Source organism: Luteibaculum oceani, from assembly GCF_007995015.1.
Lineage (GTDB): Bacteria > Bacteroidota > Bacteroidia > Flavobacteriales_D > Luteibaculaceae > Luteibaculum > Luteibaculum oceani.
In genome coordinates, this window is sequence record NZ_VORB01000008.1 from 78,482 (window position 1) to 104,302 (window position 25,821).

General features: G+C 39.9%; 21 protein-coding genes. 16 read left to right on the forward strand and 5 right to left on the reverse strand.

Annotation, left to right across the window (positions count from 1 at the left end; translation table 11 throughout):
- Positions 1-45: 45 nt before the first annotated feature.
- From lepB to FRX97_RS09445, 3 genes are read left to right on the forward strand one after another with little or no spacing between them, the layout of a single operon-like run.
- Positions 46-972 (forward strand): signal peptidase I, encoded by a 927-nt coding sequence (lepB, locus tag FRX97_RS09435; RefSeq protein WP_223266606.1) that lies wholly within the window; start codon positions 46-48, stop codon positions 970-972.
- Positions 973-984: 12 nt separating this feature from the next.
- Positions 985-1,626: a WbqC family protein gene (locus FRX97_RS09440; protein WP_170227091.1), complete on the forward strand. Its 642-nt coding sequence runs from the start codon at positions 985-987 to the stop codon at positions 1,624-1,626.
- Positions 1,626-3,263 (forward strand): acyl-CoA carboxylase subunit beta, encoded by a 1,638-nt coding sequence (locus FRX97_RS09445; RefSeq protein ID WP_147014964.1) that lies wholly within the window; start codon positions 1,626-1,628, stop codon positions 3,261-3,263. Before FRX97_RS09440 ends, FRX97_RS09445 begins: the two co-directional genes overlap by 1 nt.
- A 68-nt stretch (positions 3,264-3,331) precedes the next feature.
- Here FRX97_RS09445 and FRX97_RS09450 read toward each other — a convergent pair whose 3' ends face one another.
- Positions 3,332-4,186, reverse strand: a complete 855-nt coding sequence (locus FRX97_RS09450; protein WP_147014965.1) for a DUF2911 domain-containing protein — start codon at positions 4,184-4,186, stop codon at positions 3,332-3,334.
- A gap of 95 nt (positions 4,187-4,281) precedes the next feature.
- On the opposite strand from FRX97_RS09450, the gene FRX97_RS09455 reads away from it, so the two are divergent.
- Positions 4,282-6,588 (forward strand): T9SS type B sorting domain-containing protein, encoded by a 2,307-nt coding sequence (locus tag FRX97_RS09455; RefSeq protein ID WP_147014966.1) that lies wholly within the window; start codon positions 4,282-4,284, stop codon positions 6,586-6,588.
- A gap of 87 nt (positions 6,589-6,675) precedes the next feature.
- Complete coding sequence (gene msrA, locus FRX97_RS09460; RefSeq protein ID WP_147014967.1) at positions 6,676-7,212, forward strand: peptide-methionine (S)-S-oxide reductase MsrA; 537 nt, start codon at positions 6,676-6,678, stop codon at positions 7,210-7,212.
- Positions 7,213-7,460: 248 nt separating this feature from the next.
- Here the strand turns inward: msrA and FRX97_RS09465 are convergent, their stop codons facing one another.
- On the reverse strand, positions 7,461-9,242 hold the full coding sequence (locus tag FRX97_RS09465; protein WP_223266604.1) for a M1 family metallopeptidase: 1,782 nt from the start codon (positions 9,240-9,242) through the stop codon (positions 7,461-7,463).
- Between the two features lie 144 nt (positions 9,243-9,386).
- On the opposite strand from FRX97_RS09465, the gene FRX97_RS09470 reads away from it, so the two are divergent.
- The gene (locus FRX97_RS09470; RefSeq protein WP_147014969.1) at positions 9,387-9,731 is read left to right on the forward strand and encodes a phage holin family protein; all 345 of its coding nucleotides are present in this window, start codon (positions 9,387-9,389) and stop codon (positions 9,729-9,731) included.
- 25 nt (positions 9,732-9,756) lie between these two features.
- Here FRX97_RS09470 and FRX97_RS09475 read toward each other — a convergent pair whose 3' ends face one another.
- Together FRX97_RS09475 and glmM are read right to left on the reverse strand one after the other, a co-directional pair.
- On the reverse strand, positions 9,757-10,887 hold the full coding sequence (locus FRX97_RS09475) for a cysteine desulfurase family protein (RefSeq protein ID WP_147014970.1): 1,131 nt from the start codon (positions 10,885-10,887) through the stop codon (positions 9,757-9,759).
- Between the two features lie 18 nt (positions 10,888-10,905).
- Positions 10,906-12,294: a phosphoglucosamine mutase gene (glmM, locus tag FRX97_RS09480; RefSeq protein ID WP_147014971.1), complete on the reverse strand. Its 1,389-nt coding sequence runs from the start codon at positions 12,292-12,294 to the stop codon at positions 10,906-10,908.
- A 158-nt stretch (positions 12,295-12,452) separates the two neighbouring features.
- On the opposite strand from glmM, the gene FRX97_RS09485 reads away from it, so the two are divergent.
- The 7 genes from FRX97_RS09485 to FRX97_RS09515 all read left to right on the forward strand — a co-directional run bounded on the left by FRX97_RS09485 (position 12,453) and on the right by FRX97_RS09515 (position 19,976).
- A complete protein-coding gene (locus FRX97_RS09485; protein ID WP_147014972.1) occupies positions 12,453-13,859 on the forward strand; it encodes a tetratricopeptide repeat protein in 1,407 nt (468 codons plus the stop codon).
- Positions 13,860-14,660 carry a phosphosulfolactate synthase gene (locus FRX97_RS09490; protein ID WP_147014973.1) on the forward strand — a complete coding sequence of 267 codons (801 nt, stop codon included), beginning with the start codon at positions 13,860-13,862 and terminating at the stop codon, positions 14,658-14,660. It begins immediately after the preceding gene.
- Positions 14,660-14,977 (forward strand): rhodanese-like domain-containing protein, encoded by a 318-nt coding sequence (locus tag FRX97_RS09495; protein ID WP_147014974.1) that lies wholly within the window; start codon positions 14,660-14,662, stop codon positions 14,975-14,977. Before FRX97_RS09490 ends, FRX97_RS09495 begins: the two co-directional genes overlap by 1 nt.
- A 6-nt stretch (positions 14,978-14,983) precedes the next feature.
- Positions 14,984-15,937, forward strand: a complete 954-nt coding sequence (locus FRX97_RS09500) for a DUF368 domain-containing protein (RefSeq protein WP_147014975.1) — start codon at positions 14,984-14,986, stop codon at positions 15,935-15,937.
- Complete coding sequence (locus FRX97_RS09505; protein WP_147014976.1) at positions 15,937-16,671, forward strand: shikimate dehydrogenase family protein; 735 nt, start codon at positions 15,937-15,939, stop codon at positions 16,669-16,671. The genes FRX97_RS09500 and FRX97_RS09505 overlap by 1 nt, the downstream gene beginning before the upstream one ends.
- 99 nt (positions 16,672-16,770) lie before the next feature.
- On the forward strand, positions 16,771-18,429 hold the full coding sequence (locus FRX97_RS09510) for a DUF1800 domain-containing protein (RefSeq protein ID WP_147014977.1): 1,659 nt from the start codon (positions 16,771-16,773) through the stop codon (positions 18,427-18,429).
- Positions 18,426-19,976 (forward strand): DUF1501 domain-containing protein, encoded by a 1,551-nt coding sequence (locus FRX97_RS09515; RefSeq protein ID WP_147014978.1) that lies wholly within the window; start codon positions 18,426-18,428, stop codon positions 19,974-19,976. Before FRX97_RS09510 ends, FRX97_RS09515 begins: the two co-directional genes overlap by 4 nt.
- On the opposite strand, the gene FRX97_RS09520 is transcribed toward FRX97_RS09515, so the two are convergent.
- On the reverse strand, positions 19,924-20,571 hold the full coding sequence (locus FRX97_RS09520; protein WP_147014979.1) for a hypothetical protein: 648 nt from the start codon (positions 20,569-20,571) through the stop codon (positions 19,924-19,926). The two genes, FRX97_RS09515 and FRX97_RS09520, sit on opposite strands and share 53 nt — an antisense overlap.
- Positions 20,572-20,712: 141 nt before the next feature.
- On the opposite strand from FRX97_RS09520, the gene FRX97_RS09525 reads away from it, so the two are divergent.
- The 3 genes from FRX97_RS09525 (at position 20,713) to FRX97_RS09535 (ending at position 25,757) form a co-directional block, all read left to right on the forward strand.
- Positions 20,713-21,453 (forward strand): hypothetical protein, encoded by a 741-nt coding sequence (locus FRX97_RS09525; protein WP_147014980.1) that lies wholly within the window; start codon positions 20,713-20,715, stop codon positions 21,451-21,453.
- 20 nt (positions 21,454-21,473) lie between these two features.
- Positions 21,474-23,498, forward strand: a complete 2,025-nt coding sequence (gene uvrB, locus FRX97_RS09530) for an excinuclease ABC subunit UvrB (RefSeq protein ID WP_147014981.1) — start codon at positions 21,474-21,476, stop codon at positions 23,496-23,498.
- 69 nt (positions 23,499-23,567) lie between these two features.
- Positions 23,568-25,757, forward strand: coding sequence for a T9SS type A sorting domain-containing protein (locus tag FRX97_RS09535; RefSeq protein WP_147014982.1), 2,190 nt, complete (start codon positions 23,568-23,570; stop codon positions 25,755-25,757).
- Positions 25,758-25,821 lie beyond the last annotated feature (64 nt).

A 25,821-nucleotide genomic window follows, 5' to 3' on the forward strand; every position in this document is an offset into this window, starting at 1 on the left:
CCGTGCCAAAATTTTATTTAACTGATTATCAAAAAGTTAAAACCTATATTAAATCTCCTCAGCCAATGGGTTGCCCCTCTGATTATAGCACTGCTTATTTCTAGCATTGCCTTTACTTACATTGGAAGTATTGCACGGATATCCGACCAATCGATGCAACCAAACTTTAATGAAGGAGATATAGTTTGGATTAAAAAAATTGGTTTCAACCAGCAATTTTTAGGATTGAGTATCCCTCCAATCCAAATACCCCTTGGGAGCATAGGTAAGGGTACCCTTAAAAGAGGGAATACGGTAGCCATCTTTCAGCCTGAAAAAAAACTAAAGTCCATCAAAAGATTGGTAGGTATGCCAGGAGACACGCTTAAACTCAAGCGCCGATCTATCCTTGTAAATGGTGAGAAATGGGACTACCCAGTCGTCCAATCACACTATTACAGAATTAGTTTTAAATCCGAAAAGGATAAAAAACGCCTTCTTAGAACCAACAGCAGTGCCTTTCTCGGACCTTTAAAAGATCGCAAGTTCTTCCTCTTTAATTTAGACGATAGCACATACCACGAAATACTCTCAGATAGTGGGATAGCCTTTATCCACCCCTTGTTTTCTGGTCCAAAAGTTAAAAATGAAGCCATATGGCCCTATTGGAAAAGGTACGGTTGGAATGAAAGTATGATGGGTCCATTTTACGTACCACAAAAGGGGGACTCAATTCTGCTAAACGCGCACTCCTTTAATCTTTACAAAGACTTAATCGCCAAATATGAGGGTGTCTTTTTAAATAAATCAGGGTCCGAAATTCGAATAAATGGAGAGATTGCAACCCATTACACATTTAAAAGAGATTACGTTTTTGTCATAGGTGACAATATCCCAATATCCTATGATTCAAGATTTTACGGCCCCTTACCTAAAGACTACATATTTGGTAGGATTAGCTGCCTAATCTTTAGTAATTTCGGCGTCGAATAAGCAATACGAGGTTTGAGCCCATTTGAAAAAGTTATTTTACCCTGTTGTTACTTTCCAAACATCGACTGGATCCTTGCCGCTGCCAATGCAGATGAGGTTTTTATAGAGAAGCACGAAAACTTTTCGAAGCAAACCTATCGCAATAGAATGCGGATTTTATCTGCGAATGGGGTACAAGACCTTATCCTGCCGGTGCTGAATAAAAATAGTAAGGAAGGTATAACTCAAATGCAGGTGAATCACGATGAAAATTGGGCATGGAACCATTGGCACTCGGTGAAATCCGCCTATGGGAAATCACCGTATTTTGAGTATTACGAACACCATTTTGAAGCCTTTTTTAGGAGTGCAGAAAATTGGAATCTCTGGCAAATTAACCTCAATAGTATTCAACTGTCCTTTAACTTACTGAAGTTGGATCTAGATGTAGAATTCACCAAGGAATTTAAGGCTGAATATGGGGTAAATGGTGATTTAAGAAAACAGTTTAAACCCAGCAAACATCCACAGCTATTCCATCAAGAAAAGTATTTACAGGTTTTTGCAGACCGTTTTGATTTTAAGCCTAACCTGTCGGTTTTAGATCTTCTATTTAACTTGGGACCGCAAAGCCTAGCATATATTTTAAAACAAGAATTAAACCCATACCATTAATGGCAAAACAAGATTTAAGTTTTAACAAAAACGAGGATAAGATTAAGCTGCTCATCAGTGAGATGGAGCATAAGCTAAAGAAGATACACCTTGGAGGAGGTAAAAAGAAAATTGAAAAACAGCATGCCCAAGGTAAATTAACAGCTCGCGAGCGTATTGACTTTTTACTAGATCCAGATACCGAAAGAATAGAGATTGGAGCTTTTGTTGGAGAGGGCATGTACGAAGAATACGGAGGATGCCCTAGCGGAGGAGTTGTTGTTGTAATGGGATATGTAAAAGGCCGTCAATGTATTGTTGTTGCCAATGATGCCACTGTAAAAGCTGGAGCTTGGTTCCCAATTACCGCTAAAAAGAATTTAAGAGCGCAAGAAATTGCCATGGAAAACAGACTACCTATCATCTACTTGGTAGATAGCGCTGGTGTATTCCTCCCAATGCAGGATGAGATATTTCCCGATAAGGAACATTTCGGTAGAATTTTTAGAAACAACGCCAGAATGTCTGCCATGGGAATTCCTCAAATTTCTGCGGTTATGGGATCTTGTGTTGCTGGAGGTGCCTACTTACCAATAATGAGCGACGAATCGCTTATCGTGAATAAAACGGGAACTATTTTCCTTGCTGGCTCCTATCTTGTTAAAGCTGCGATTGGAGAGGATATTGACAACGAAACTCTAGGTGGCGCTACAACACATAACGAGATTAGTGGGGTTTGCGACTATAAATCTGAGGACGACAAAGATTGCCTTAAAACCATCAGAAACTTGATGGATAAGTTAGGCGATACAGAAAAAGCTGGATTTAACAGGGAAAAGCCCGCTGCGCCTAAATCCAATCCAGAAGAAATTCTCGGCCTATACCCTTCCGCGGTTCCAAAGCCTTTCGACGTAAGGGAAATCATTAAGCGCCTGGTAGATAATAGTGAATTCACGGAGTACAAGAAAGACTATGGAAAAACCATCCTAACCTGCTATGCACGTATAGATGGATGGAGCGTGGGTATTGTTGCCAATCAAAGAGAAGTGGTAAAAAATGGTCGCGGGGAAATGCAATTCGGAGGAGTAATCTACTCAGAATCAGCAGATAAAGCAGCCCGATTCATAATGAACTGCAACCAGAAGAAAATTCCACTTGTTTTCCTTCAAGATGTTACTGGATTTATGGTAGGCTCCAGATCTGAGCACAATGGAATAATTAAGGACGGAGCTAAATTGGTTAACGCCATGGCAAATTCCGTAGTTCCAAAATTCACCATCGTGATGGGATACTCATACGGGGCAGGTAATTACGCTATGTGTGGAAAGGCATACGACCCAAGACTTATTGTTGGCTGGCCGACAGCAGAAATTGCAGTTATGGGAGGTACACAGGCAGCAAAGGTTCTTACTCAAATTCAAACTGCTGCGCTTAAATCCAAGGGGGAAGAAATTGACAAGAAAAAAGAGGAAGAGTTATTTAAGAAGATAAAAGATCGCTACGATAACCAAACCACTCCATATTACGCTGCATCAAGACTTTGGATAGATGCAGTTATCAATCCACTAGACACCAGAAAATGGGTAAGTATGGGTATTGAGGCCGCAAACCATGCACCCATTGAAAAGCCTTACAACGTTGGAGTTATTCAAACCTGATGTTAAAACCCTAAAACAAAAAAGGGCGGCCTATTTCTAGACCGCCCTTTTTGTTTATTGAAAGATTCTTACTTCTTCGCTTTCGCTTTTGCGATAAGCTTTTCGTTTAAAGCAACATAATCGCTATTGTTTGCTTCTCTTGCAGCTTCCATAGAAATTGTTGCAGTTTCAATTGCTCCTTTGTAATCCTTAAGATCCAGTTGGATTTTAGCTTTTAAGTGAGAAATCCAGAATCCTTTATTGATTTTAAGTGCCTCATCAACCCATGCCAACGCCTGACTTAAATTTTTACCTGTTTCGTGGTAATAAGAAGCGGCATTATAATATGGTCTGTAATTTGGTTTTGGATTCATGAACGCCTGGATTTGCTTTTCCATTTGCTCATCTGTATTTACCTTTAATGGTACAGATACTTGAGTATTTGCCCATTTAAGAACTAAATCAGCTCCATCAACCTTTAAGTTTTCGATGGCAATTGTAAAAGACTCCACTAATTCTTTGGTTGCTCCAGCACCCACATCAACACGTGCAGCATCTTCCTCAATTTTGTACTGAGTTCCACCTGTACCCCAATAAGTTAGATTTTTGTGAAGGATGATGGTCCACTTGTCTTTGTTTGGAATAGTGTAAAGTGCGTATTTCCCTGCAGGAACTTTTTTACCTCCAAACTCAACATCATCGCTGAATTCTATTTTGGTAGAAGCATTGGCTCCTGTTCTCCACATTTCACCAAAAGGAACTAATCCTCCAAAAATTTCACGCCCTCTTACCGATGGTCTTGAATACTCCACCGATACTTTTGAAAGGCCTACTTCTTGCGTAAACTCACATTTGGGGCTTGGTTGTGGTCTATTGATTTCCTGTGCTTCACTAGCAACTAATCCTACAAAAAGCAGACTACAAAGTGTAAAGAACTTTTTCATGGCTTTAGGTTTTTGTTAATATTCGTTTTAAGGTTTTTAATTGGGCCTAAAGAACCCTTTATTTTAGTTATTTTGCAAAGTAGATTACATTATTTATGATTTCTCCCTACCTGAGAATCTTCTTATCACTTTTTGGCATTCTGTTATTCAGCTTGGTTTTCGGACAACCTACCAGTAATAGCCCGGTTTGTGAAAAGGAGCAAATTTTGCTTAAGGCAAACTTAACGGCTAGCTCCTACAGCTGGACTGGACCAAATGGTTTTTCTTCAACCCAAAGAGATCCAAGCTTAACGGCTACCATGGCGGCTAGCGGAGATTATTTTCTATCCGTTGTAATTAATGGTAATACCCAAACCTACTCCACCAACGTTCAGGTAAATCAGGCGCCAGAAGCACCCCAAGTTTCAAATGTAAATGGTTGCGCCGGAGATCCAATTAATATCATTCCAAACAATAATGACCCAGGATTGACTTATACCTGGACACTTCCGGGCGGTTCCACTACTACTGGAGTCCCGCTAAACATCAACACCAATGGCGGTGCAGGAGGTGGAAATTATACTGTTGTTGCTACCAATCCAAACTGTACAAGTGAGGTAGAGTCGTTTTCTGTTTCTGTGTTTAACAAGCCTGGATTGGCTACGGTAAATGGAGAGTTAAATGTTTGCGAAGGGGAACCCCTTAATATTACCGCTGCAAACACGGGAGGAAATACAGTTGTATGGATTTTACCTGATGGCTCTGAGGTTACAGGTATTAATTTATTCTTACCCGGAATGCAAAGTGGTAATGCTGGTACCTATGGCGTTAAATTGAAAAACCCAGGTTGTGAGGGCGCAGTAAATAATTTCACGGTAAACGTCTTGGCTCCACCATCTGGCTTTACAATATCTGGCGATACTACTTACTGTGTTGGCGATAATGTACGGTTTAATTTAAGCTACGGTGGTAGTCTAGCACAAGCCACTTACCAATGGAGTGGTCCAAACGGATTTAACAGCAACCAAAGAAATCCATCCTTTACCGCTCAGTCTGGAAACACAGGAACGTATTCTGTGAGGGTTACGGTAAATCCTAATGCCACCGGCTCGCAAAAATGCCCCTCCGATCCGGTTGATTTTACCATTGAAGTAAATGATTACCCCGCTGCACCGCAGTTGGAAGCAGATCCAGCTGTGCAAAATGGAAGAATATACGCCTGCGAGGATGACCCTGTTACTATCTTTACTAGAAACAAAGGGAATTCAGCTATCAAATGGATACATCCAACTAAAGGAGAATTACTGGATGACACCATTAAATTCCCTAAAATAGCACTTCAAGACACGGGAATATACCAGGTAATTTTAATTAACGGAATCTGTGAAAGTTCTCCTGTAAACTTTACCGTGGGTCTGACAGAAGTTCCCAAAGTTCTTTCATACGAAATGCCAGAGTATATCTGCGACCGAACAGAGCTAACCATTATTCCAGAGGTATTGGCAGATTACGACTTTACTTGGACCTTGAACGGGAATGTTGAATCTACCAAAGATACATTTAACCTTACTGAAGTTAGACATGAAGATCATAGGGGTACATTGCTGGTAGATGCCTCATTCTTCGGGTGTGCAATGGTTACAGATACATTAGATTTTCCGGTACTTAGACAAATTAAGGACATAGGATTTTACACCAACCCCGCAGATACTTTTTGTCTGGGAGACGATGTAGTATTTTTCACAGATGCAGGAGATTCTGCAACATATCGTTGGTCGGGACCTAACAACTTCTTCCACCTGGAATATGGGAATGGAGGGGTTTCGACAAAAATAACTGATGTAACATCACGAGATGCTGGGGTTTATCAGATTATTACTACCAATCCTTGTGGTGCAGATACCACATCACGGTACATTCCCATTTTTCCCGAACCAGAAATTAGAATCTATGGAGATACGGGAATATGCGACCTTGAAACCACTGAAATATTTGTAGAGTTCCTCAATTCCGATAGCATAGACCTAGTATGGAGTACGGGGGATATCGGTAAATCTGCGATCATTTCTGAACCGCAGGTAGTTACAATTTTAGCAGAGAACGAGTTTACATGTACAAAAACCTTTGAGCAAAAAATTCATTTAGAATGTTTGCCAGAAGTTTATGTTCCAACCGCATTCACGCCTAACGAAGACCAGATCAACGATGTGCTAGAAGTTAAACATCACAACATTGAAACCCTGCAATTGTGGTTGTACAATAAATATGGTGAAGTGATTTTCAACACCACTCAAAAAAATCCCACCTGGTCTGGAAAGGGTCACCCCAATGGTCTCTATTATTTCCGAATAGAATACACCGGCAAGAAAGATGGTCGTGTTTTCTTAGGAGAACAAAATGGAACAGTTCAGTTAATTCGCTAGCTAATTGTTGTTAAGGTAAAATCTAATTTTGTCGAAAGCTGTTTTTCGAACAAATTTTAGTATTTCATTTGCAATTTATTTTCAACAATGGAAAAAGCAACTTTTGGTGGAGGATGTTTTTGGTGTACCGAAGCCATTTTTAAAGATTTAGAAGGGGTTTTGTACGTAGAACCTGGTTATGCTGGTGGAACTATAAAAAACCCAGGGTACAAAGAAGTTTGTACTGGCAGAACTGGACATGCCGAGGTAATTCGGATTCATTTTGACGCCGCGGTTGTGAGTTACGCTAAATTGCTGGAAGTATTTTTCCGAACTCATGACCCAACTACACTAAATCGTCAGGGAAATGATGTGGGAACACAGTATAGATCTGCTGTTTTCTATCACAATGATTTTCAGAAAAATTGTGCGGAAACAATAATTGAACGACTTACTGCTGAGGGAGCTTACCCCAACCCTATTGTTACCGAGATTACGGAAGTAAACAATTATTACCCAGCAGAAGACTACCACAAAAATTACTTCGAGCGAAATCAAGACCAACCTTACTGCGCTATGGTAGTAAAGCCTAAGGTGGAAAAGTTCAAGAAAGTTTTTTCAGAAGTATTAAAGGAAGGCGTATAACTGGTTGATTTGGAAAAAGAGGAAGCCGGTACCTCTTCGAACAAACCCAAATCCACCATTCGCTACTCGCAAACAATTTTAAGAGGCCCGGCTTCCATGCCCAACTTAACTAAAAAAGCTAAGCCCGTTTCGTGGGCAATCCTCATCACACAAATAATAACTGAGAGTTAGTGATTTTGTTACACTAACTCTGTTATTATTCTTTAATTGCTTACAAATAAGGTAATTAACTAATTCTCAATGCCTTATTAAGCGTTGAATCCTAGTAAATCATCGATAGTTTGCGTGGAAACTGCGTGATAACTTCCTCTTGCCTCTTTATAGATATCTAGTGCAATATTTTTCTTATTGGATGCTATTAGGGCCTTGTAAATTGGAACAAGGAATTTTCTTCTTCCAACTCGGTACAAAAATTTCTGCGTGCTTGGAAGCACTTCATCGTATCCAGCCATTAAACTTTTTTCAAGCCAAGCGCATAAAATCTCAGCATTTCCACTGTTGGTTAACCCATAACTATCATCTAATTCTTTCAATCTTTCAACTGCAGTATTACCAGGTATTTTCTCAATAAACCTCAACCATTCGTGTGTGGTCCATTCTTTCGCTACCTCAGGCGACAATGCCATACCTGCATTCCAATTGCTTGCCACAATATCTACCTTATTAAATCGCTCAGAATTAATTTTTGGGATATTTGATGGGACCCCTGGTTTGTATATCCACTCATCGATTCTAAGCTCGGTATAAGGACCGTCGCCAAGTTGTTGCCTTAAGAGGGATACAAAACTTTCGGTATCCATCACCTTAAATTTGTATTGGGCAAAATAGGAGCGAAGAAAATTATCCAAGTTCTCTCTACCCCAATTCACCTCGAGCAACTTTAAAAGGAAAAAACCTTTTTCATAAGCTATACTAGTCATCCCATCATCTGGATTTCTTCCAGCTAAATCCAACTTCAGCTTAGTATCATCTGGTGAATCTTTGAGATTTTCTAATTCTTCCATCAAATCAGAGTACCCAAGGTTGGCGAGCATGTTTGCATACTCCTTCCCTTTAACCTCCTCCATAATTCTGTTTTCGAAATAAACCGTAAAGCCTTCATTAAGCCAGAAATCATCCCACGTGCGGTTTGTAACTAGGTTACCGGACCAAGAGTGAGCCAATTCGTGCGCAACAAGGCTAACCAAGGATTTATCACCAGAAATAATTGTTGGGGTTGCAAAGGTCAATCTCGGATTTTCCATTCCTCCGAAAGGAAATGAAGGTGGAAGCACTAGAATATCATATTTCCCCCATACATAAGTACCATATAGCTTTTCTGCAGCGGCCATCATTTCGTTTAGTTCACTAAACTCATTAGCTGCTTCATTTATCAAACCAGGCTCCGCATATACCCCAGTTTTAGGACCAATAGCCCTGTACTCGATATCGCCAACCGCAATTGCCATTAAATAAGATGGTATAGGTTGCTCCATTCTAAATCGGTACACGCCGTTAAAAGACTTCTCCACTGGGTTTTCTGCACTCATTAAAGCCATCATCCCAGTGGGAACGGTAACCTTTGCATCATATGTAAACCGAATTCCTGGGCTATCCTGACATGGGATCCATGTTCTTGCCAATATTGCCTGAGATTGCGAAAACATAAAAGGATCTACCTTTCCATAGGTCTGTTGAGGAACTGCCCAAAACAAGGCTTTGGCAGAACTTACCGTTCTATATTGAATCTTGACTTCAACCTTGTATTTATGCTTCTTTGGAAGATCAACTACCAGACCTGTACCCAAATGATCCTTTTGCTGGACTATATTCCACTCGGTTTGCTTCCCGTCGACCCAAACGTTGTTTATCACCAAGCGATCGGAATCGAATACTACATGTTTAGATTCCTGTTTACACTCCACCTGCCAGGTTGCAATTGCATCAATAAATCGTTCATCAAATCGAATATTTGCCTCCCAACTTAAATGCTTTACAACCGCTTCCTCGGGTTGAGCATAACTATGTGGATCAAAGCTTGGCTTTATCACAGGATCAGATTTAAATAAATCGCAAGACGTCATTAGAAATGGAATGAAGCTTAGAAATATTAACTTTTTTATCATCTCTATTCTATTATCTTACGATGTTAATTAATAATTAAATCATTCGTAATCAAACTAAGCTAAATCAGCATGAGATTTGTACTAAAACTTATAATTAATGCATTGGTCATACTAGCAATGGCTAATTGGTTCTCTGGTATAGAGGTCAATTCATTCCTTACAGCCATTTGGGTTGCCATTTTATTGAGTATTCTAAATGTTTTAATAAAACCCCTATTAATAATTATAACTATCCCTGTTACTATTCTTACCCTAGGCTTATTTTTGTTAGTTATAAACGCCATTATAGTAAAAATGGCTTCAGGTTTAGTAGATGGTTTTGTGGTAAGTGGATGGCTAAGTGCGATCCTATTCGGGATTGTTATGAGCCTTATTAACTCGCTTTTGGAAAGACCCTCCCAAGTTGAAGAATAAAAAAAAGGGGCTTCGTGCCCCTTTTTTATTTATAAAACTCGATTACTTGTTCCAATGCATAATCAACGCATTCCTTAGTGGTATATCGGCTAAAAGAAAATCTTATATTAGGTCCGTTCTGGTTCTTAGGACTAAGTGCATTAATTACATGCGAACCCTTATTAGATCCACTGCTACATGCCGACCCACCCGATGCAGCTACTCCTTTTAGATCTAGTGTAAAAAGAAGCATATCACCATTCTGGTGCTCAGGGAAATTAACATTGAGAACAGTATACAGACAGTTTTCCGAACAACGACCATTAAAATCTACACCGGGTATAGCTTCCTGCAGACGCTCTTTCATGTACATTTTTAGTCCTAATACATAAGCCCTATGCTCTTCCATTTCTGGAAAGGCCAATTCCATGGCTTTTTCTAACCCTACTATTCCAGGGACATTTTCTGTCCCTCCTCTTCTTTCTCTTTCTTGTGCGCCTCCTTTTATCAAAGCGTGAAAAGGAATTCCTTTTCTAACATATAAAAAACCAACACCTTTCGGGCCATGGAATTTATGTGCTGCGCAAGTGATAAAATCTACAGGGACTTCAGCTAAATTTAGCGGTAAATGCCCCATTGTTTGAACTGTATCACTATGAAAATAGGCCCCATATTGCTTACATAGGGCACCAACCTCTTTCAACGGAATAACCGCACCGATTTCGTTATTGGCATGCATAAGCGTTACCAAAGTTTTTTCATCGGATGCCTTCAAAAGTACCTCAAGAGATTCCAAAATCACCTCCCCATGCTCATTCAACTCAACAAACTCAGATTTAACCTTATTGTCGCAAATGTGCTCCACCGTATGTAAAACTGCATGGTGCTCTATGGGAGAAGAAATAATTCGCGTAACGCCTAAATCCTTTACAGCACAGTTAATGGCCATATTATCGGCTTCAGTACCTCCACTAGTAAAAATAATCTCAGCGGGTTCTGCGCCAATAAAAGCAGCAATATTTTTTCTAGCCTTTTCAATAGTAGCTCGTACCGCTCTACCATAGCTATGAGTTGAAGATGGATTTCCAAACATATCCCTAAGACAGGGTATCATTGCATCAACAACCTCAGGTGCAACAGGAGTTGTTGCTGCATTATCTAAATAAACTCTTTTCATGGGGTAAGTGGATGCTAATTAGGAAACAACAGTAATTCTATTTTTTACGCTATCGACCAATTTTTCGGCAGTATTTAAGTCCACAGCCTCGGCATAAACCCTAATAATAGGTTCTGTATTCGATTTTCTTAGGTGTACCCAGCCATTTTCAAAATCAACCTTAACGCCGTCTACGGTATTTACCTTTTCATTTTTAAAGTGCTCTGCCATATCCTCCAGGATTCCATCTACATCCATTTTAGGATCAAGTTGAATTTTATCCTTAATCATAACATATTGTGCATATCCCGACTTTAATTCGCTTAAGCTTTTGCCCTCTTTTGCCATATAGCTCAATACCAAGGCAACTCCAACAAGCGCGTCCCTTCCATAATGCAATGGAGGGTAAATAATACCACCATTACCTTCTCCTCCAAGAATAGCAGCCACCTCTTTCATTTTTTCAACTACGTTTACTTCTCCAACTGCCGCGGCATAATAATCGTTACCGTGTTTTTTGGCTAGGTCGGCTAAGGCCCTGCTCGAAGATAAATTACTTACCACGGCACCACGCTGCGATTTAAACATATAGTCTGCAACAGTGATTAGGGTGTATTCCTCCCCGTACATTTCTCCCTTTTCATCTATAAAAGCTAAACGGTCAACATCGGGGTCTACTACAATTCCAAGGTCTGCTCCCTTTTCTTTAACCTCCTTACAAATATCTGCTAGGTGAGCTTTTAGTGGCTCAGGGTTGTGCGCAAAGGTTCCACTGATTTCTTCATTTATACCAGAAACATGGGTTACCCCTAGGGCTCTCAATAATTTTGGAATTGCGAGGGCTCCAGTGGAATTGATTCCATCATAGGCTACGGTAAAGTTAGCCTTGCGAATGGCGTCTATATCCACAAGGTCATCTTCCAGTATTTTTTGAATATGGTAGTCAATCCCCCCTCCAACAATCAGTTCAATGGAACCTAAATCATCGTGTTGATTGAATACTTTATTGGATTCATCTACAATCTGTAACAAGTCTGCACCATCTTTGGCAGAGATGAACTCCCCCTTTGCATTTAGCAGCTTAAGTGCATTCCACTGCATGGGGTTGTGGCTAGCAGTTAAAATTATACCCCCATCACAATTTAAATGAGGCACTAACATTTCAATTGTTGGCGTGGTGGATAATCCTGCATCTTTTACATGCACCCCACAAGCCATTAGGGTTCCGGTAACTAATCTTGAAACCATATCCCCAGAAATACGACCATCTCTACCAATGGCAATAACTGGATTGGATTTATCAGTTTTGCGCTTCAGCCATTGAGCGTATCCGTAGGATAATTCAACTATATCTATGGGGGTTAGATTTTCTACTGGACCACCTCCAATGGTACCACGAAAACCACTTATGGATTTAATTAGAGTCACTTTTTTGCCGTATTTTTGCACAAAAGTAAAATATCCTACCAACCTCCCCCTATTCTCCTCAAATAGCTGTTGTTGATAAATCGTTTGATAAGTCCAATCGATTTACCAAGAAACAGGGCTCGATTTAAAGTAGCTTTAGGATAAGCAATAGAAAGACTATGCAGTACTCAGACGATTTTAACCAAGCAGATGAATTACAGTCGATTTTAAATCGATTCGAAGATATGCTGCGCAATCGCGAGGAAGTGTTCTTTGATGTGGAGGAAATCGAGTTGATGGTGGATCACTTTATCGAAAACCAAAACAATAACAGAGCTAAAAAAGCCATAGCTATTGGTTGCTCACAACATCCAGCTTCTATTGAGCTTAAAATTAAAGAAGCCGAGGTTCTTCTAAGCTCAGGAAAAAGCACCAAAGCGCTCGACAGCCTTTTAAAACTAGCCAACATAGAGCGGTTTAACCCGGATTTACTTCTTCTTATTGGCGGAATTTACAGCAGGCAGAAAAACCACACAGAGGCCATAAACTTCTTTAAAAGGGCTATGAAATGCTGCGACAAGGCCGACAAACTGGATATTCTTTTTGATATCGGTCTTGAATATGAGTATTCCGGAAAGTTCGAAACTGCTTTGGAGATCTTTAAAGAAATCCTTTTAAAGAGCCCCGGTAATGATGCCGTAGGGTACGAGCTTCTTTTTTGTTTTGCAGAATTGGAAAAGAACAAGGAAGCAATTAGCTTTTTTAGAGAATTTGTTGATGAAAATCCATACTCCTTTTTAGGTTGGTACAACCTAGGAATCTGCTATTCTAAAGAACAAGAATTTAATAATGCTGCAAGGGCATTTGATTTTTGTATTCTAATTGAACCACAAGTTTCTCTCCCTTATTATCAAAAAGCATTCATGTTTTTGGAGCTCAACGAATACGATAAAGCTCTTGAAACCTATTTGGATTGTTTGGAAAACGACGAGGGGTCCTCTGTGCTACACACCTACATTGGAGAATGTCAGGAGAAACTAGAGCAATATGAAGATGCTATGGTTTCGTACACCAAAGCAATTGAAATAGATGACAATAATCCTGATGCTTGGTTGGGGATTGGTGTAGTCCAAGATTTAATGGGACATACCGTAAATGCCCTACCCTACCTTAAAAAGGCCACCGAAATTAACTCTGGATCGGATTACAATCTGGTATACTGTGAGGCCTTGTGCAAATTAGAAATGTACGATGAAGCCGAAGTCGTGTACAAGGAAATGGAAAAGCACGAGGAAAAAAATACGGCCTTTTGGTTGGACTATTCCAACTTAATCTCTTTAAAATACGGGATAGAAGCTGCGTTGGTACTCCTAGATGATATTTATGGGAAATTCCCAAACGTTTCTTTCCTGTACAGAAAAGCTGCCTTTTTATACAAATTTGGAATGTTTAAAGAGGCCGAACTAATTTTAGAAGCCGCAGTTGAAGAGGATAGTAGCAGGGTAGATGAATTTCTTGAGTATTACCCAGAAGGAAAGACCATTGGTCTTTTGTCTGAATTTATAGATTTGCAACAAAAATTTTAGATGAATCACGATATCGCTCATTTACCCGAGCGCACCGCCATGCCCAGAAAAGATGGGCTAACTATGGTAATGGATAAAGGGCTTAGTGTTAGACAGGCCGAAGACCTAATTGAGGGTTCTAAAGGAATTGTCGACATCGTTAAGCTCGGATTTGGTTCTTCGCTTATCACCCCCAACCTAAAGGAGAAAATAGATTTCTACAAGAGCAATAACGTTCGCGTATATTTTGGTGGAACCCTTTTTGAGGCTTTTATTGCAAGAAACGACTTCGACGGCTATCGCGCTTTTATAGATAAGTACCAATTAGACCTTTGTGAGGTTTCTGATGGCTCTATTCTTATCTCTACCGACGCTAAATGCGAATACATCCACCAACTTGCCAAAGACTACACCGTTTTATCCGAAGTAGGATCTAAGGAAGAAGGCATTTTAATTTCACCGAATAAGTGGATTAAAATGATGACAACAGAACTAGAGGCTGGATCTTGGAAAGTAATTGCCGAAGCAAGGGAAAGTGGTACCGTTGGAATTTATCGTCCAAATGGCTCGGCACATTCTGTTTTAATCAACAAAATTCTAAATAAGGTAAAAGCTGAAAACATTATTTGGGAAGCTCCCAAAAAGGCTCAGCAGGTATACTTTATTAAGCTAATTGGTGCTAACGTAAATCTTGGAAATATTGCAACCGACGAAGCAATTGCCCTAGAATGTTTGCGATTAGGATTAAGAGGAGACACTTTCTTTCAATGGCTTCCAGAAGAATTGAGCGAAAAGTTGATCCAGAAAAACGATAAGGAGTAATGAATTCCATTTCCGTACAAGAACTTCTAGAGTGGAAGGAGGCTGGGAAAGATTTTCAGCTAATTGATATCCGCGAAAAAGACGAAACTGACATCTGTTCGATTGATGGAGAGCATATTCCTATGGCAGAAATTGCGCAACACCCAGAGAAAATTGCTCGAAACAAAAAAGTGGTAATCCACTGTAGAACAGGAGGTAGATCTAGTAAAACTATCCGCTTTCTAGAGGCCGAATACGGAATAGAAAACTTGTACAATCTAGACGGCGGAATTATTGCCTGGATTGAAGAAGTTGACAATTCCTTAATCGCATATTAAGTTCACATGTCCATTTCACTTTTCTTAAAAGGCCTTGCCATGGGAATGGCCGAGGTAGTACCTGGTGTTTCAGGAGGAACCATTGCTTTTATTACCGGTATTTACCAACGTCTTATAGACGCCATTAAGTCTTTCGACCCTGATGCCTTCAAACTTCTATTTAAAGGAAAAATAAAGGCCTTTTGGAAAAAAGTCGATGGCAATTTTATCTTGACCCTGGGCTCGGGCATGATAGCGGGAATTGTTAGTGGCGTTTTCACCATTGCTTGGCTATTGGAAAACCACCCATTATTAATATGGGGATTCTTCTTCGGGCTTATTCTAATATCCTGTTACCTGGTACTTAAACAAGTTAATTCTTGGAGCATACCCACTTTTTTATTTTTAATTGCTGGTACGGCTATTGCTTATTATGTTACCGTGGCTCAGCCAGGAAGCGAAAACAATAGCTACTGGTTTATTTTCATCTCGGGCATTATTGCAATTTCAGCGCTTTTACTACCAGGATTATCAGGTTCCTTTATTTTACTTCTAATGGGTATGTACACACTGATCCTGCCCAGTGCTAAATTGGCTTTATCTGAACAGGATCCTGAGTCCATTGCTATTATAGCCGTATTTATTGGAGGTTGCACCGTTGGGTTATTTTCATTTGCCAGAGTAATGTCTTGGGCTTTTAAGTCCTTTCCGAATCAAACCCTAGCCCTTTTAACAGGCTTCCTTTTGGGTTCTTTGAACAAAGTATGGCCCTGGCAGCACGTTCTTAGCACACGCGTTAACTCCAAAGGAACGGAAGTAGTTTCTCTGAGTAAATCGGTGCTCCCATCCACCTTTGAAGCCCTACCTCACAACTTTCATTACGGAACCGACCCTAAAATGGTTATGGTAATCCTTTGCATGCTAGTTGGATTTTTTATGGTGCTTGGAATTGAACGCCTCGGAAAAAACTTCAGCAAGTAATGACTAGAGTTTTCGGACTTTTAGGACATCCTCTCTCCCATAGTTTTTCTCCTAAATATTTTGAATTGAAATGGGAAAATGAAGGGATAGCGAATTGCGAGTATCGTTTGCTTGATTTTCCAAACCTTGACGACCTGAAAACTAAGCTGTCCTCCATTAAGGGTTTGGACGGATTTAATGTAACTATACCCTATAAAGAGGCTATTATGACCTTTTGTGACGAACTAAGTCACGAAGCCGAAGAAATTGGTGCGGTAAACTGCGTCGTTATCAAAGAGAATCGATGGATTGGTCATAATACTGATGCTAGTGGATTTGCGAAAAGTATTAAACCCTTTTTAGATTACAGACACGAAAATGCCCTTATATTAGGTAGCGGTGGTGCAGCAAAAGCCGTAAAATTCGTTCTAAATCAGCTTGGTTTAAAAACGGCTACAGTCAGTAGAAACACCAATAACGGAGATCTCAGTTATTCCCAATTAAATACTGCCATTATCCAGCACTTTCAATGCATAGTTAATTGTACCCCGCTAGGGATGCATCCAAACACCAATGCTAAACCTTCTATTCCCTACGAAGGAATTACTTCCAACCATTTTTTGATTGATTTGATCTACAATCCCGAAGAAACCATTTTCTTAAAGGAGGGCAAGGATAGAAATGCAATGACACTTAACGGGAAAGACATGTTAATTCATCAAGCGGAGGCTGGATGGAATCTTTGGAACTCGTAAAAGAAGTCCAATAATCGGTTTAAATTAGAAAAAGAACTAAACTAACTTTCCAACAATTAATCAGGGCCTATCTCTAAATTGTAGAGAAAATTTGGGCCCATGTCGATTTATCCACCTCTATTAGAAAAGCCTCAAAAAGAGCCTAGCAATAAATACGCTAACAAAAAGCCACCTCATTATTACCATAAGGTTTCGGGTTTAGAACCTTACGAGGGCCCATGGACAAGGGATACGGCAAGACATCTACTTTCCAGAACTTGTTTTGGGTTCACCAAGGCAGATCTAGATATTGTTGCACAACAAGGACTTCAAGCAAGCCTTACAGAAATTCTAACTCAGCATCAACCCTACTCCTCCCCCATAAACGATTATTACAACCAAATAAGTGATCCTGATTGTGCTCCAGAAGCATCGTGGGTGGATAAAAATATAAGTGCAGACCCCATGATAAACAATGCGCGCATGCGCAGTTATCAGGGGTGGTGGCTCGGTGAAATGGCCGAACAACCCAGAAGCATTTTTGAAAAAATGAAACTCTTTTGGCACAACCACTTTGCCACTCAAATTTCCACCGTTAACTTTCCTCAATTCGCATATGGAACCTCTCAATTAATTGGAAGCCACGCCTTGGGCAATTTCAAAACCCTAACCAAGCAAATCACTTTCGACCCCGGAATGCTAGTTTATCTTAACGGATACAAAAATCAAAAGAATAGACCAGACGAAAACTATGCCAGAGAATTACAAGAACTATTTACCATAGGCAAGGGTGCAACATCGAAATACACTGAGGAGGATGTAAGGCAAGCGGCTAGAGTACTAACAGGTTGGACTTTTGACCAAAACCTGGACGTAACCTTCATTCCAAATTGGCACGACACAGGAGATAAGCAATTTTCGGCCTTCTATGAGAACAAGGTTATTAAGGGAGGAAGCAACGGAGAGCTTGAGTTTGATGAACTGCTAAATATGATTTTTGCCAAACAAGAGGTTGCAGAATTTCTAATGAGCAAATTGTATCGATTCTTCGTTTACTATGTTATTGACGATGAAATCCAACAAAAAGTAATAACCCCTCTTGCCAATATTTTTAGAGACAATAATTACGAAATACTCCCCGTGCTTCAAGCGCTTTTTAATAGTGCACATTTTTTTGATGCCTACACTAGAGGTGCAATTATTAAAAATCCCATGGATTTTATGATTGGTCACCTAAAAGCGACGGGCTACGACACTAGAAGAGAAAATCCCACCGAAAGATCAAGGGGGTTTTACATTTTTAATATCCTAGGTGCCGTTTTGCAAATGCAAATCGGGGAGCCACCTAACGTTGCAGGATGGAGTGCATATTACCAAGCACCACAGTATCATGAACATTGGATAAACTCAGTAACGCTTCCCAAACGAAATCAAATTACAGATGTAATTATGATACCTCCTACGGGGCTCCGCCTTTCGGGAACTACCACTTTTCTTGATATACTGCCACTTACTGAGGATGTCCCAAATGCGGAAGAGCCCGTTAAACTGGTGGATTACTGGGAGGATCTTTGCTTTAGCAAGGGCTTAAGTGCGGAACAAAAAGACAGTCTTAAAAGCATCTTACTCTATGGTCAAACAGAAGATTATTACTGGACCATAGCTTGGCAAGACTACCTTGGAGACAAGCAAAACCCACAGAAAAAACAACTAGTCTATAATCTACTCCTAGGCTTTTATAAGCAATTGTTTAACCTACCGGAATACCAATTATCATGATGAAAAGAAGAGACTTTTTAAAAACGGCGTCGGCTGCAGCAGCTACCCCTGTTTTATTAAATGGGATTCCGGTACAAGGTATGGAACATTCTAAATTGCTCCAGTTACTTTCCGACTCCAATTGTGAAGATCATGTTTTGGTTTTAATACAACTTAATGGAGGAAATGATGGCTTGCATACGGTTGTACCGTTAGATCAATACGACAAACTTCAAGCAGCCAGACCCGACATAATTATCCCCGAAAATTCAGTCCAGAAATTAACGGGACGAGACGACCTTGGCTTTCATAAGCGCATGTCGCAGTTAAATGATTTGTATAGTGATGGAAAACTAACGGTGGTTCAAAATGTCGGTTATCCAAATCAAAATTTCTCCCATTTCCGCAGCACGGATATTTGGTTAATGGCTAGTGATCACGATGAGGTATTGGACACTGGTTGGTTAGGTAGATACATGGATTGCGATCATCCTACCTACCCTGAAAGCTACCCAAACAACAACTTTCCAGATCCACTTGGCATCCAAACGGGTGTTTTTGTTTCTCCGGCATTTTTAGGTCCCAATGCGTCCTTTGGACATGCAATTGAAGACCCAGATGAATTTTACCAACTTATTGAAGACGAAGACAATACCTCTACCGACACACCCTATGGGCATGAACTTGCTTTCATTCGTCAAACTGCTCGAACCGCAAATGCCTACAATCTTAGGATTCAAGAAGCAGCTTCTAATCAAAACAACATTTCTACTCTTTATCCGCCAAATAGACAAAATAGACTAGCGGATCAGCTGAAAATAGTAGCTAGAATGATTGGGGGTGGGCTCAAAACCAAGTTGTACATGGTTTCACTTCCAGGGTTTGATACCCACGCTTCTCAAGTGGATAGCTTGGACAAAAACGAAGGAATGCATGGCGACTTGCTACAGATGGTAAGCGAGGCCATGAACGCCTTTCAGGATGACATTGAAAAAATGGGAGTATCCAATAAGGTGCTTACCATGACCTTTTCTGAATTTGGAAGAAGAATTGCCTCAAATGGATCTGCTGGAACCGACCATGGTGCAGCCGCACCAATTATCATGATGTCATCTGCAATAGAGGGCTCCATTATTGGTAATAACCCAGTAGTTCCAGACAATGTTAGGGTTCAAGATAACCTCCCAATGGAAATTGACTTTAGATCGGTTTACGCCACAGTTCTTAGAGACTGGTTCTGCCTGGATGAGGAAAAAATCAAAAAAGTTTTATTCAAAGATTTCCCATTCCTACCGCTCAAAACCACTGGGGTTAGAAATTACAATAGTGATTTAGCTAAGATTAAGATGTTTCCAAATCCCGCTGTGGAATTTATCTACCTCGAGACTGAATTGACTTCATTCCATTTAGAAATTTTCGATAATGCTGGAATGCGCAAATTAGACTTAATGGTAAAAGGTAGTGGAGCTTTAAAGCAGGTAAATATTAGCACTTTACCCCCTGGGTTATATCATCTTAGAATAAGCAATCCTTCGGGACATCGCGTGATGAAGCTTGTAAAGAAGTAACCTGCTTTCGGTAGATTTTATCCATTTTATCCACCCATAATTCTACCATTTTTTGGTAGGATCTGCGGAAAACTCCTATTCCATCACGTTTTAAGATGTTATTGGGAAATGGCTTGGGAATAATTTCCCCAGAGCTATCAAGAAAACTGAAGCCTCTTAGGGTCTTTCCCAAGGAGGTTTCTACATTATAGGGGTCTATAATGAATATCTTATCGAAACTCTCTAGTGGCTCCTGACCAATATAAAACTCCAAACTTTCGTAATTACCAGATTCTACCTCTGCCATATCCGAAGTGTGATAAAAAGCAATATGTCCGCCCATTTGTTCCATGGCCGTTAATATTTCATTTTTAAAGCTAGCCTGCTCCTCGTAAAATCGATTCAAGCGCTCCTTATCCCCCAACTTTAACAAAGCCATTTCCTGCTGCCCTCGATTTTGAAAGCGCAATAAAAACAATACTTTGCAGTGCTTTAGCTGATGTAGTGTACTGAAAGCCAATGAGTCTAAGTTTTTCCCGGCGTATTTGGATTGACCAAAAAGCATGCCGTTAAGAAACAGGCAGATAATAATTCCTATGTATTTTAATCTTGTCATTTGTGTCTAAAATCCCATCGTTCGTGCCACTTAACTAAATCTTTGTGGTAAAAAAGAAATTGATTAACGAACTGAGGCTCGAAAATCTCTGAATTATTTTAATATTGATTATTAAAAGTAGTTAAAACCAAGTTTTCGCTTATGCTCGGTAAGAAATGTCAGTTAACTGTAGGAACGCTATCCATTAACACATCGCTACAATTTTATTTAAAAATTGGTTTTCGTGTTGTGGCCAAAGGTAAAAGCCCATACAATTGGTGCAAAATTACAGATGATAGCCTTCTGATGTTATTGTACGAAAACGGCAATAATTACCTGGGTATCACCTATTTCAGCGAATCCCTTACACCCTCAATGGACCTTATAACCGGGTTAAACATCCCGTTGGTTCAAAATGCTCCGAACGAAAAGATTTTCATTACCAAAGAAGATTTGATTGTTACCCTGGCAGGTTCGGGTGATACCGAAAATATGGTGAACGTGGTATTAGCGGCTGAAGAATACCTAAGTGGTGGACGCAAGAAATTCCCAATCAAAAACAAGTTTTTAGGAACCTTTGGAGAATTGGGAGTGCTAGTGAATAGCGTAATGCAATCAAAAGATTATTGGGCGGATTTAGGATATAGAGAAATTCATTTTAATGAAAAGCCTTATCGAAGAGAATTGATTACCGATGATCTGTTTAATCTGGGATTACATGAAAATGGAAAAATGGTACCTCAGAGTATTATATACTATTGCGATGATTTGGAAAGTGTCAAGTTTGAATTGGATCAAATAGGTGTACACCACGAGGAAGAACACTTTCCATTTTGGAACGAAAAACACCCCATACACGTTAGAACACCAGAACAGCAACACATTTACATAGCAGAAATTTAAATCTGCCTTCCCAACTGACTATGTCGCAAGAATTTAAGCTTGTCTCCGAATTTCAACCCACCGGAGATCAGCCAGAAGCCATTAAACAATTAACACGAGGAGTTGAAGATGGTGTTTTTGCACAAACACTATTAGGTGCAACAGGTACAGGAAAGACATTTACCATTGCAAATGTTATTGCCAACATCAATAAACCCGTGCTTGTACTTTCGCATAACAAAACATTAGCAGCACAGCTTTATAGTGAGTTCAAATCCTTTTTTCCTGAAAACCTAGTTGAGTATTTCGTTTCCTACTACGATTATTACCAGCCCGAAGCTTATCTTCCAGTAACTGGGACTTTTATTGAAAAAGACCTTAGTATAAATGAGGAAATAGAAAAAATGAGGTTGAGTGCAACCTCTGCCCTGCTCTCAGGCAGGAAAGATGTAATTGTAGTTTCCTCGGTCTCTTGCATTTATGGTATTGGTAATCCAGAAGAATTTCACAAGAGCGTTATCCACATTAAAAAAGGACAGGTTATAAGCCGAAATAAATTTCTTTTTAAGCTTGTAGAATCCCTTTACTCAAGGTCACCTGAGGAACTGCAGCGCGGACAATTCAGAGTTAAGGGAGATACCGTGGATATATTTCTTGCCTATGCAGACCACGCATTGCGTGTTTTGTTTTGGGGAGATGAAATAGAAGAGATCCAGACCATAAATCCTGAATCCGGAGAACGATTAAACACTTTTGACGAAATAAACATTTATCCAGCCAACATATTTGTAACCGGTAAGGATACCCTAATGATGGCCCAGGAGGAGATTGCCAAAGACCTAAAAGAGCAAATATCCTTTTTTAAAGACATTGGAAAATCAGAAGAAGCCAAACGCCTAGAAGAAAGGGTAAATTTTGATTTGGAAATGATGCGCGAGCTAGGCTATTGTTCGGGAATAGAGAATTACTCGCGCTATTTTGATAGAAGAAAACCTGGAGACCGTCCTTTCTGTATTATCGATTATTTCCCTGATGATTTTTTAATGGTAATTGACGAAAGCCACGTAACCGTACCTCAAATACGAGCTATGTATGGCGGAGATAGAAGTAGGAAAGTAAACTTGGTAGATTATGGATTTAGACTACCAGCTGCAATGGATAACCGCCCATTAAAATTTGAAGAATTTGAAGGCTTGCTAAACCAAATCATCTACGTGAGCGCTACTCCAGCTGACTATGAATTGGAACTATCTGAAGGGGTAATAGTGGATCAAGTAATAAGGCCGACAGGAGTTTTAGACCCTATAATTGAAATCCGCCCCACGGAAAATCAGATTGACGATTTAATTGAAGAAATTAGAATAAGGGCAGAGAAAGATGAGCGAATACTGGTAACCACGCTTACCAAAAGGATGGCGGAAGAACTCAATTCCTACTTGGGCAAGCTTGGAATAAGAGGCGCATACATCCATTCTGATATTGATACCCTCGAACGCATTGAAATTTTACGTCAACTTAGACTGGGTATGTTTGACGTACTCATAGGGGTGAATTTATTGCGAGAAGGATTAGACCTTCCAGAGGTTTCTCTTGTTGCCATTTTGGATGCCGATAAAGAAGGTTTCTTAAGATCCGAAAGATCTTTAACCCAAACCGCCGGAAGAGCGGCAAGAAATATAAATGGGCTAGTAATTATGTATGCAGACAAGGTTACGGACTCCATGGAACGCACCATAGAAGAAACAACCCGAAGAAGAGAAAAACAAATAGAATACAACACGTTACATGGAATCAATCCAACCCCATTAAATAAAGCCATTCAAGAAGGTAAAGGCGTTACGATTAAAGTTAACGGCAAGGAAACCAAGGCCTATGTTGAAAATGAAGAGTTAACGCTGGCTGCCGATCCCGTATTAAAATATGCGTCTCCAGATAAAATTAAAAAGAGCATCGACGCCACTCGAAAAAGAATGGAAAAAGCTGCGAAAGAAATGGACTTTATGGAAGCCGCTCGACTAAGAGACGAGATGTTTGCCCTTCAAAAATTACTTGAAGAGAATGAGTAAAGTCAACGAATCTATCCACCATTCAAACAGTTTTATAGTTTTATACCGTTAGTAAAGAAAAGATCCCCCATGAAGAGATTCCTTAATTTTTGCCTCCTAGTTATTGTTTGTACCCAAGTAAATGGGCAGTTAAGCAATGAATTATTAGACCTTAAACCTTCTAATAAGCTTGAGATTCCGGCACCTCAACAAATAAATTTCACGCAAGATCTTACCAACGACGATAGAGGTCCTGGATATTTTGGTGAATTTATTGAGGTGGGCAGTGAATACAGCATAGAAAATGGTACGGCTTTAAGCAATGGGAAAATCGCAAAGAAGATTTCAATTGCTACGCAGGAAGCGAAATCTATCAACCTAATTCTAAAGAATGTTGTACTTAAGAACAATGCACAAATAATCACCTATAATCCAGATTTCCCCGATTACGAATTGGAATATGGTTCGGAAAACTTATCCAAAAATGGGTCCATGGTAAGTTTTCCAATCAAGGGGAATAAGCAGGATATAATTCTGGTGGCAAATGCTTCTAATGACATCTCTTTTACCCTAGAAAAAGTGGTTTATGGAAGAAAGTCTTCCACTGGATTTGGAGAATCTGGCTCTTGTAATATTAATGCCAATTGTCCGGATGCAAATGGGTACAGGGACATTCAAAAAGCAACGGTTTTAATATTGGTAAACGGAAATGGATGGTGTACGGGAACGCTAATGAACAATCCCACCTTTGACTGCACCCCCTATATTCTAACTGCTGGACATTGTATGCCTTTTAATTTTGACGATGTCGAAAATTGGGGATTCGCGTTTAATTACGAAAGTCCAAACTGCAATTCCCAAAATGTAAATCCCACCACCTATACTGGGGCAATAGTAAAAACCTATGACGGTTTTAACGATGCGGCGCTTTTGGAAATGGATGTTATCCCCAATCCAACTGGTGGTGTGTATTATGCGGGATACAGTAAAGTGGATGCTCAATTTAGTGCAGCGTGTTTCCACCATCCTTCTGGAGATATCAAAAAGTTTTCTTTCGACGGGGCGGAAATTGAAACGACATTTTACGATGAAGACCCCACCGAACATCTTTCTTGGAAAGTTAGGTGGGACAAAGGAACAACAGAGGGAGGATCTTCGGGATCTGGTTTGATTAATCACGAAGGTTACATTGTAGGAACCTTAGCTGGAGGTAGAGCAAGCTGTGCCAATAGACTGGGTGCAGATTACTTCGCGCGAATTAAAGATGTATTTGAATATCGACCCGTAGATAATAGTACCTCTTATGCTCCACACCTTGACCCTGGGTATGCTAGAGACGAATCAGTACCTGGATTCTTTTGTTCTGACCCTAAACCCGCATTGGATCTAGCCATTGCCGGAATATCTGGTGTGCCTAGAAAAGTGTGTAACGAGCTTTTTAACCCCATAGTGGAAATTTACAATGCTGGGTTAACCGATCCAGGTGTGTTTACGGTTAGAATGACTGACGCAATGAACAATAATCTTATCAAGGAAATAATGGTAAATACAGGTCTAGCGCCAGGAGAGAAAAAATCGGTATTCCTGGGAGAAGTTGGAATCTCCAGTGATGTTTACGCCAAATTTGAAGTAAGTTCAAGTGGTACAGACCTACGTGAATTTAATAATGAAGGATTTCTAAATATTGAGTTTATTCCCGGACTAGAATACTTGCTGGAAATTCAATTGGACAGTTTTCCAACCGAAAATGCAATATCTATTATTGACCAAAACGGTAACTTAATTGATAGCGTTAAGTTCTCCGAGGATTTTAAAATGGAACTCTTCACCCTTCCCATTTGCGTGATCCCTGACCAATGTTACACCTTAAAAGTTTATGACAATTACGGAGATGGTTTATGCTGCGACTACGGCGATGGTTATTACAAACTTTACGATAATCTTGGCAATGTTTTAGCCGATGGATGGAACACCGATCCTACCCCACAAAAGGCCCAAAAAGAAACCCATAATTTCTGTGCTACCAGTATAAAGCAACATGAAATTAAAGAGGTTAAAATATTCCCCAACCCAGTTAATAGCAGCGGTCGTATCCGTGTAGACATCCCAAATACCAATGAAAATATTGAATACACTCTTATCTCGGTTACTGGCAAAACTGTGAGCGGTGGAATTTTAACGAACAACACAATTGCCCTTCCTGAGCTTATTCCTGGTGCATACATTGTTTTATTCAGAGATAACAAAGAAACGCGCAGAGCAAGAATTCTTGTGGAATAGACGTTCAGTAATTCTTTATAAGCGACTTAAAGGTAAAGGCCGGTAGGATATTCTAAATTCTTGA

Excerpts from the sequence above, each read along its gene's own strand:
- FRX97_RS09445 (WP_147014964.1), top strand. The coding sequence starts at position 1,626 with ATGGCAAAACAAGATTTAAGTTTTAACAAAAACGAGGATAAGATTAAG.
- FRX97_RS09450 (WP_147014965.1), bottom strand. The coding sequence starts at position 4,186 with ATGAAAAAGTTCTTTACACTTTGTAGTCTGCTTTTTGTAGGATTAGTT.
- FRX97_RS09455 (WP_147014966.1), top strand. The coding sequence starts at position 4,282 with ATGATTTCTCCCTACCTGAGAATCTTCTTATCACTTTTTGGCATTCTG.
- msrA (WP_147014967.1), top strand. The coding sequence starts at position 6,676 with ATGGAAAAAGCAACTTTTGGTGGAGGATGTTTTTGGTGTACCGAAGCC.
- FRX97_RS09470 (WP_147014969.1), top strand. The coding sequence starts at position 9,387 with ATGAGATTTGTACTAAAACTTATAATTAATGCATTGGTCATACTAGCA.
- FRX97_RS09475 (WP_147014970.1), bottom strand. The coding sequence starts at position 10,887 with ATGAAAAGAGTTTATTTAGATAATGCAGCAACAACTCCTGTTGCACCT.
- FRX97_RS09485 (WP_147014972.1), top strand. The coding sequence starts at position 12,453 with ATGCAGTACTCAGACGATTTTAACCAAGCAGATGAATTACAGTCGATT.
- FRX97_RS09490 (WP_147014973.1), top strand. The coding sequence starts at position 13,860 with ATGAATCACGATATCGCTCATTTACCCGAGCGCACCGCCATGCCCAGA.
- FRX97_RS09495 (WP_147014974.1), top strand. The coding sequence starts at position 14,660 with ATGAATTCCATTTCCGTACAAGAACTTCTAGAGTGGAAGGAGGCTGGG.
- FRX97_RS09500 (WP_147014975.1), top strand. The coding sequence starts at position 14,984 with ATGTCCATTTCACTTTTCTTAAAAGGCCTTGCCATGGGAATGGCCGAG.
- FRX97_RS09505 (WP_147014976.1), top strand. The coding sequence starts at position 15,937 with ATGACTAGAGTTTTCGGACTTTTAGGACATCCTCTCTCCCATAGTTTT.
- FRX97_RS09510 (WP_147014977.1), top strand. The coding sequence starts at position 16,771 with ATGTCGATTTATCCACCTCTATTAGAAAAGCCTCAAAAAGAGCCTAGC.
- FRX97_RS09515 (WP_147014978.1), top strand. The coding sequence starts at position 18,426 with ATGATGAAAAGAAGAGACTTTTTAAAAACGGCGTCGGCTGCAGCAGCT.
- FRX97_RS09520 (WP_147014979.1), bottom strand. The coding sequence starts at position 20,571 with ATGACAAGATTAAAATACATAGGAATTATTATCTGCCTGTTTCTTAAC.
- FRX97_RS09525 (WP_147014980.1), top strand. The coding sequence starts at position 20,713 with ATGCTCGGTAAGAAATGTCAGTTAACTGTAGGAACGCTATCCATTAAC.
- uvrB (WP_147014981.1), top strand. The coding sequence starts at position 21,474 with ATGTCGCAAGAATTTAAGCTTGTCTCCGAATTTCAACCCACCGGAGAT.
- FRX97_RS09535 (WP_147014982.1), top strand. The coding sequence starts at position 23,568 with ATGAAGAGATTCCTTAATTTTTGCCTCCTAGTTATTGTTTGTACCCAA.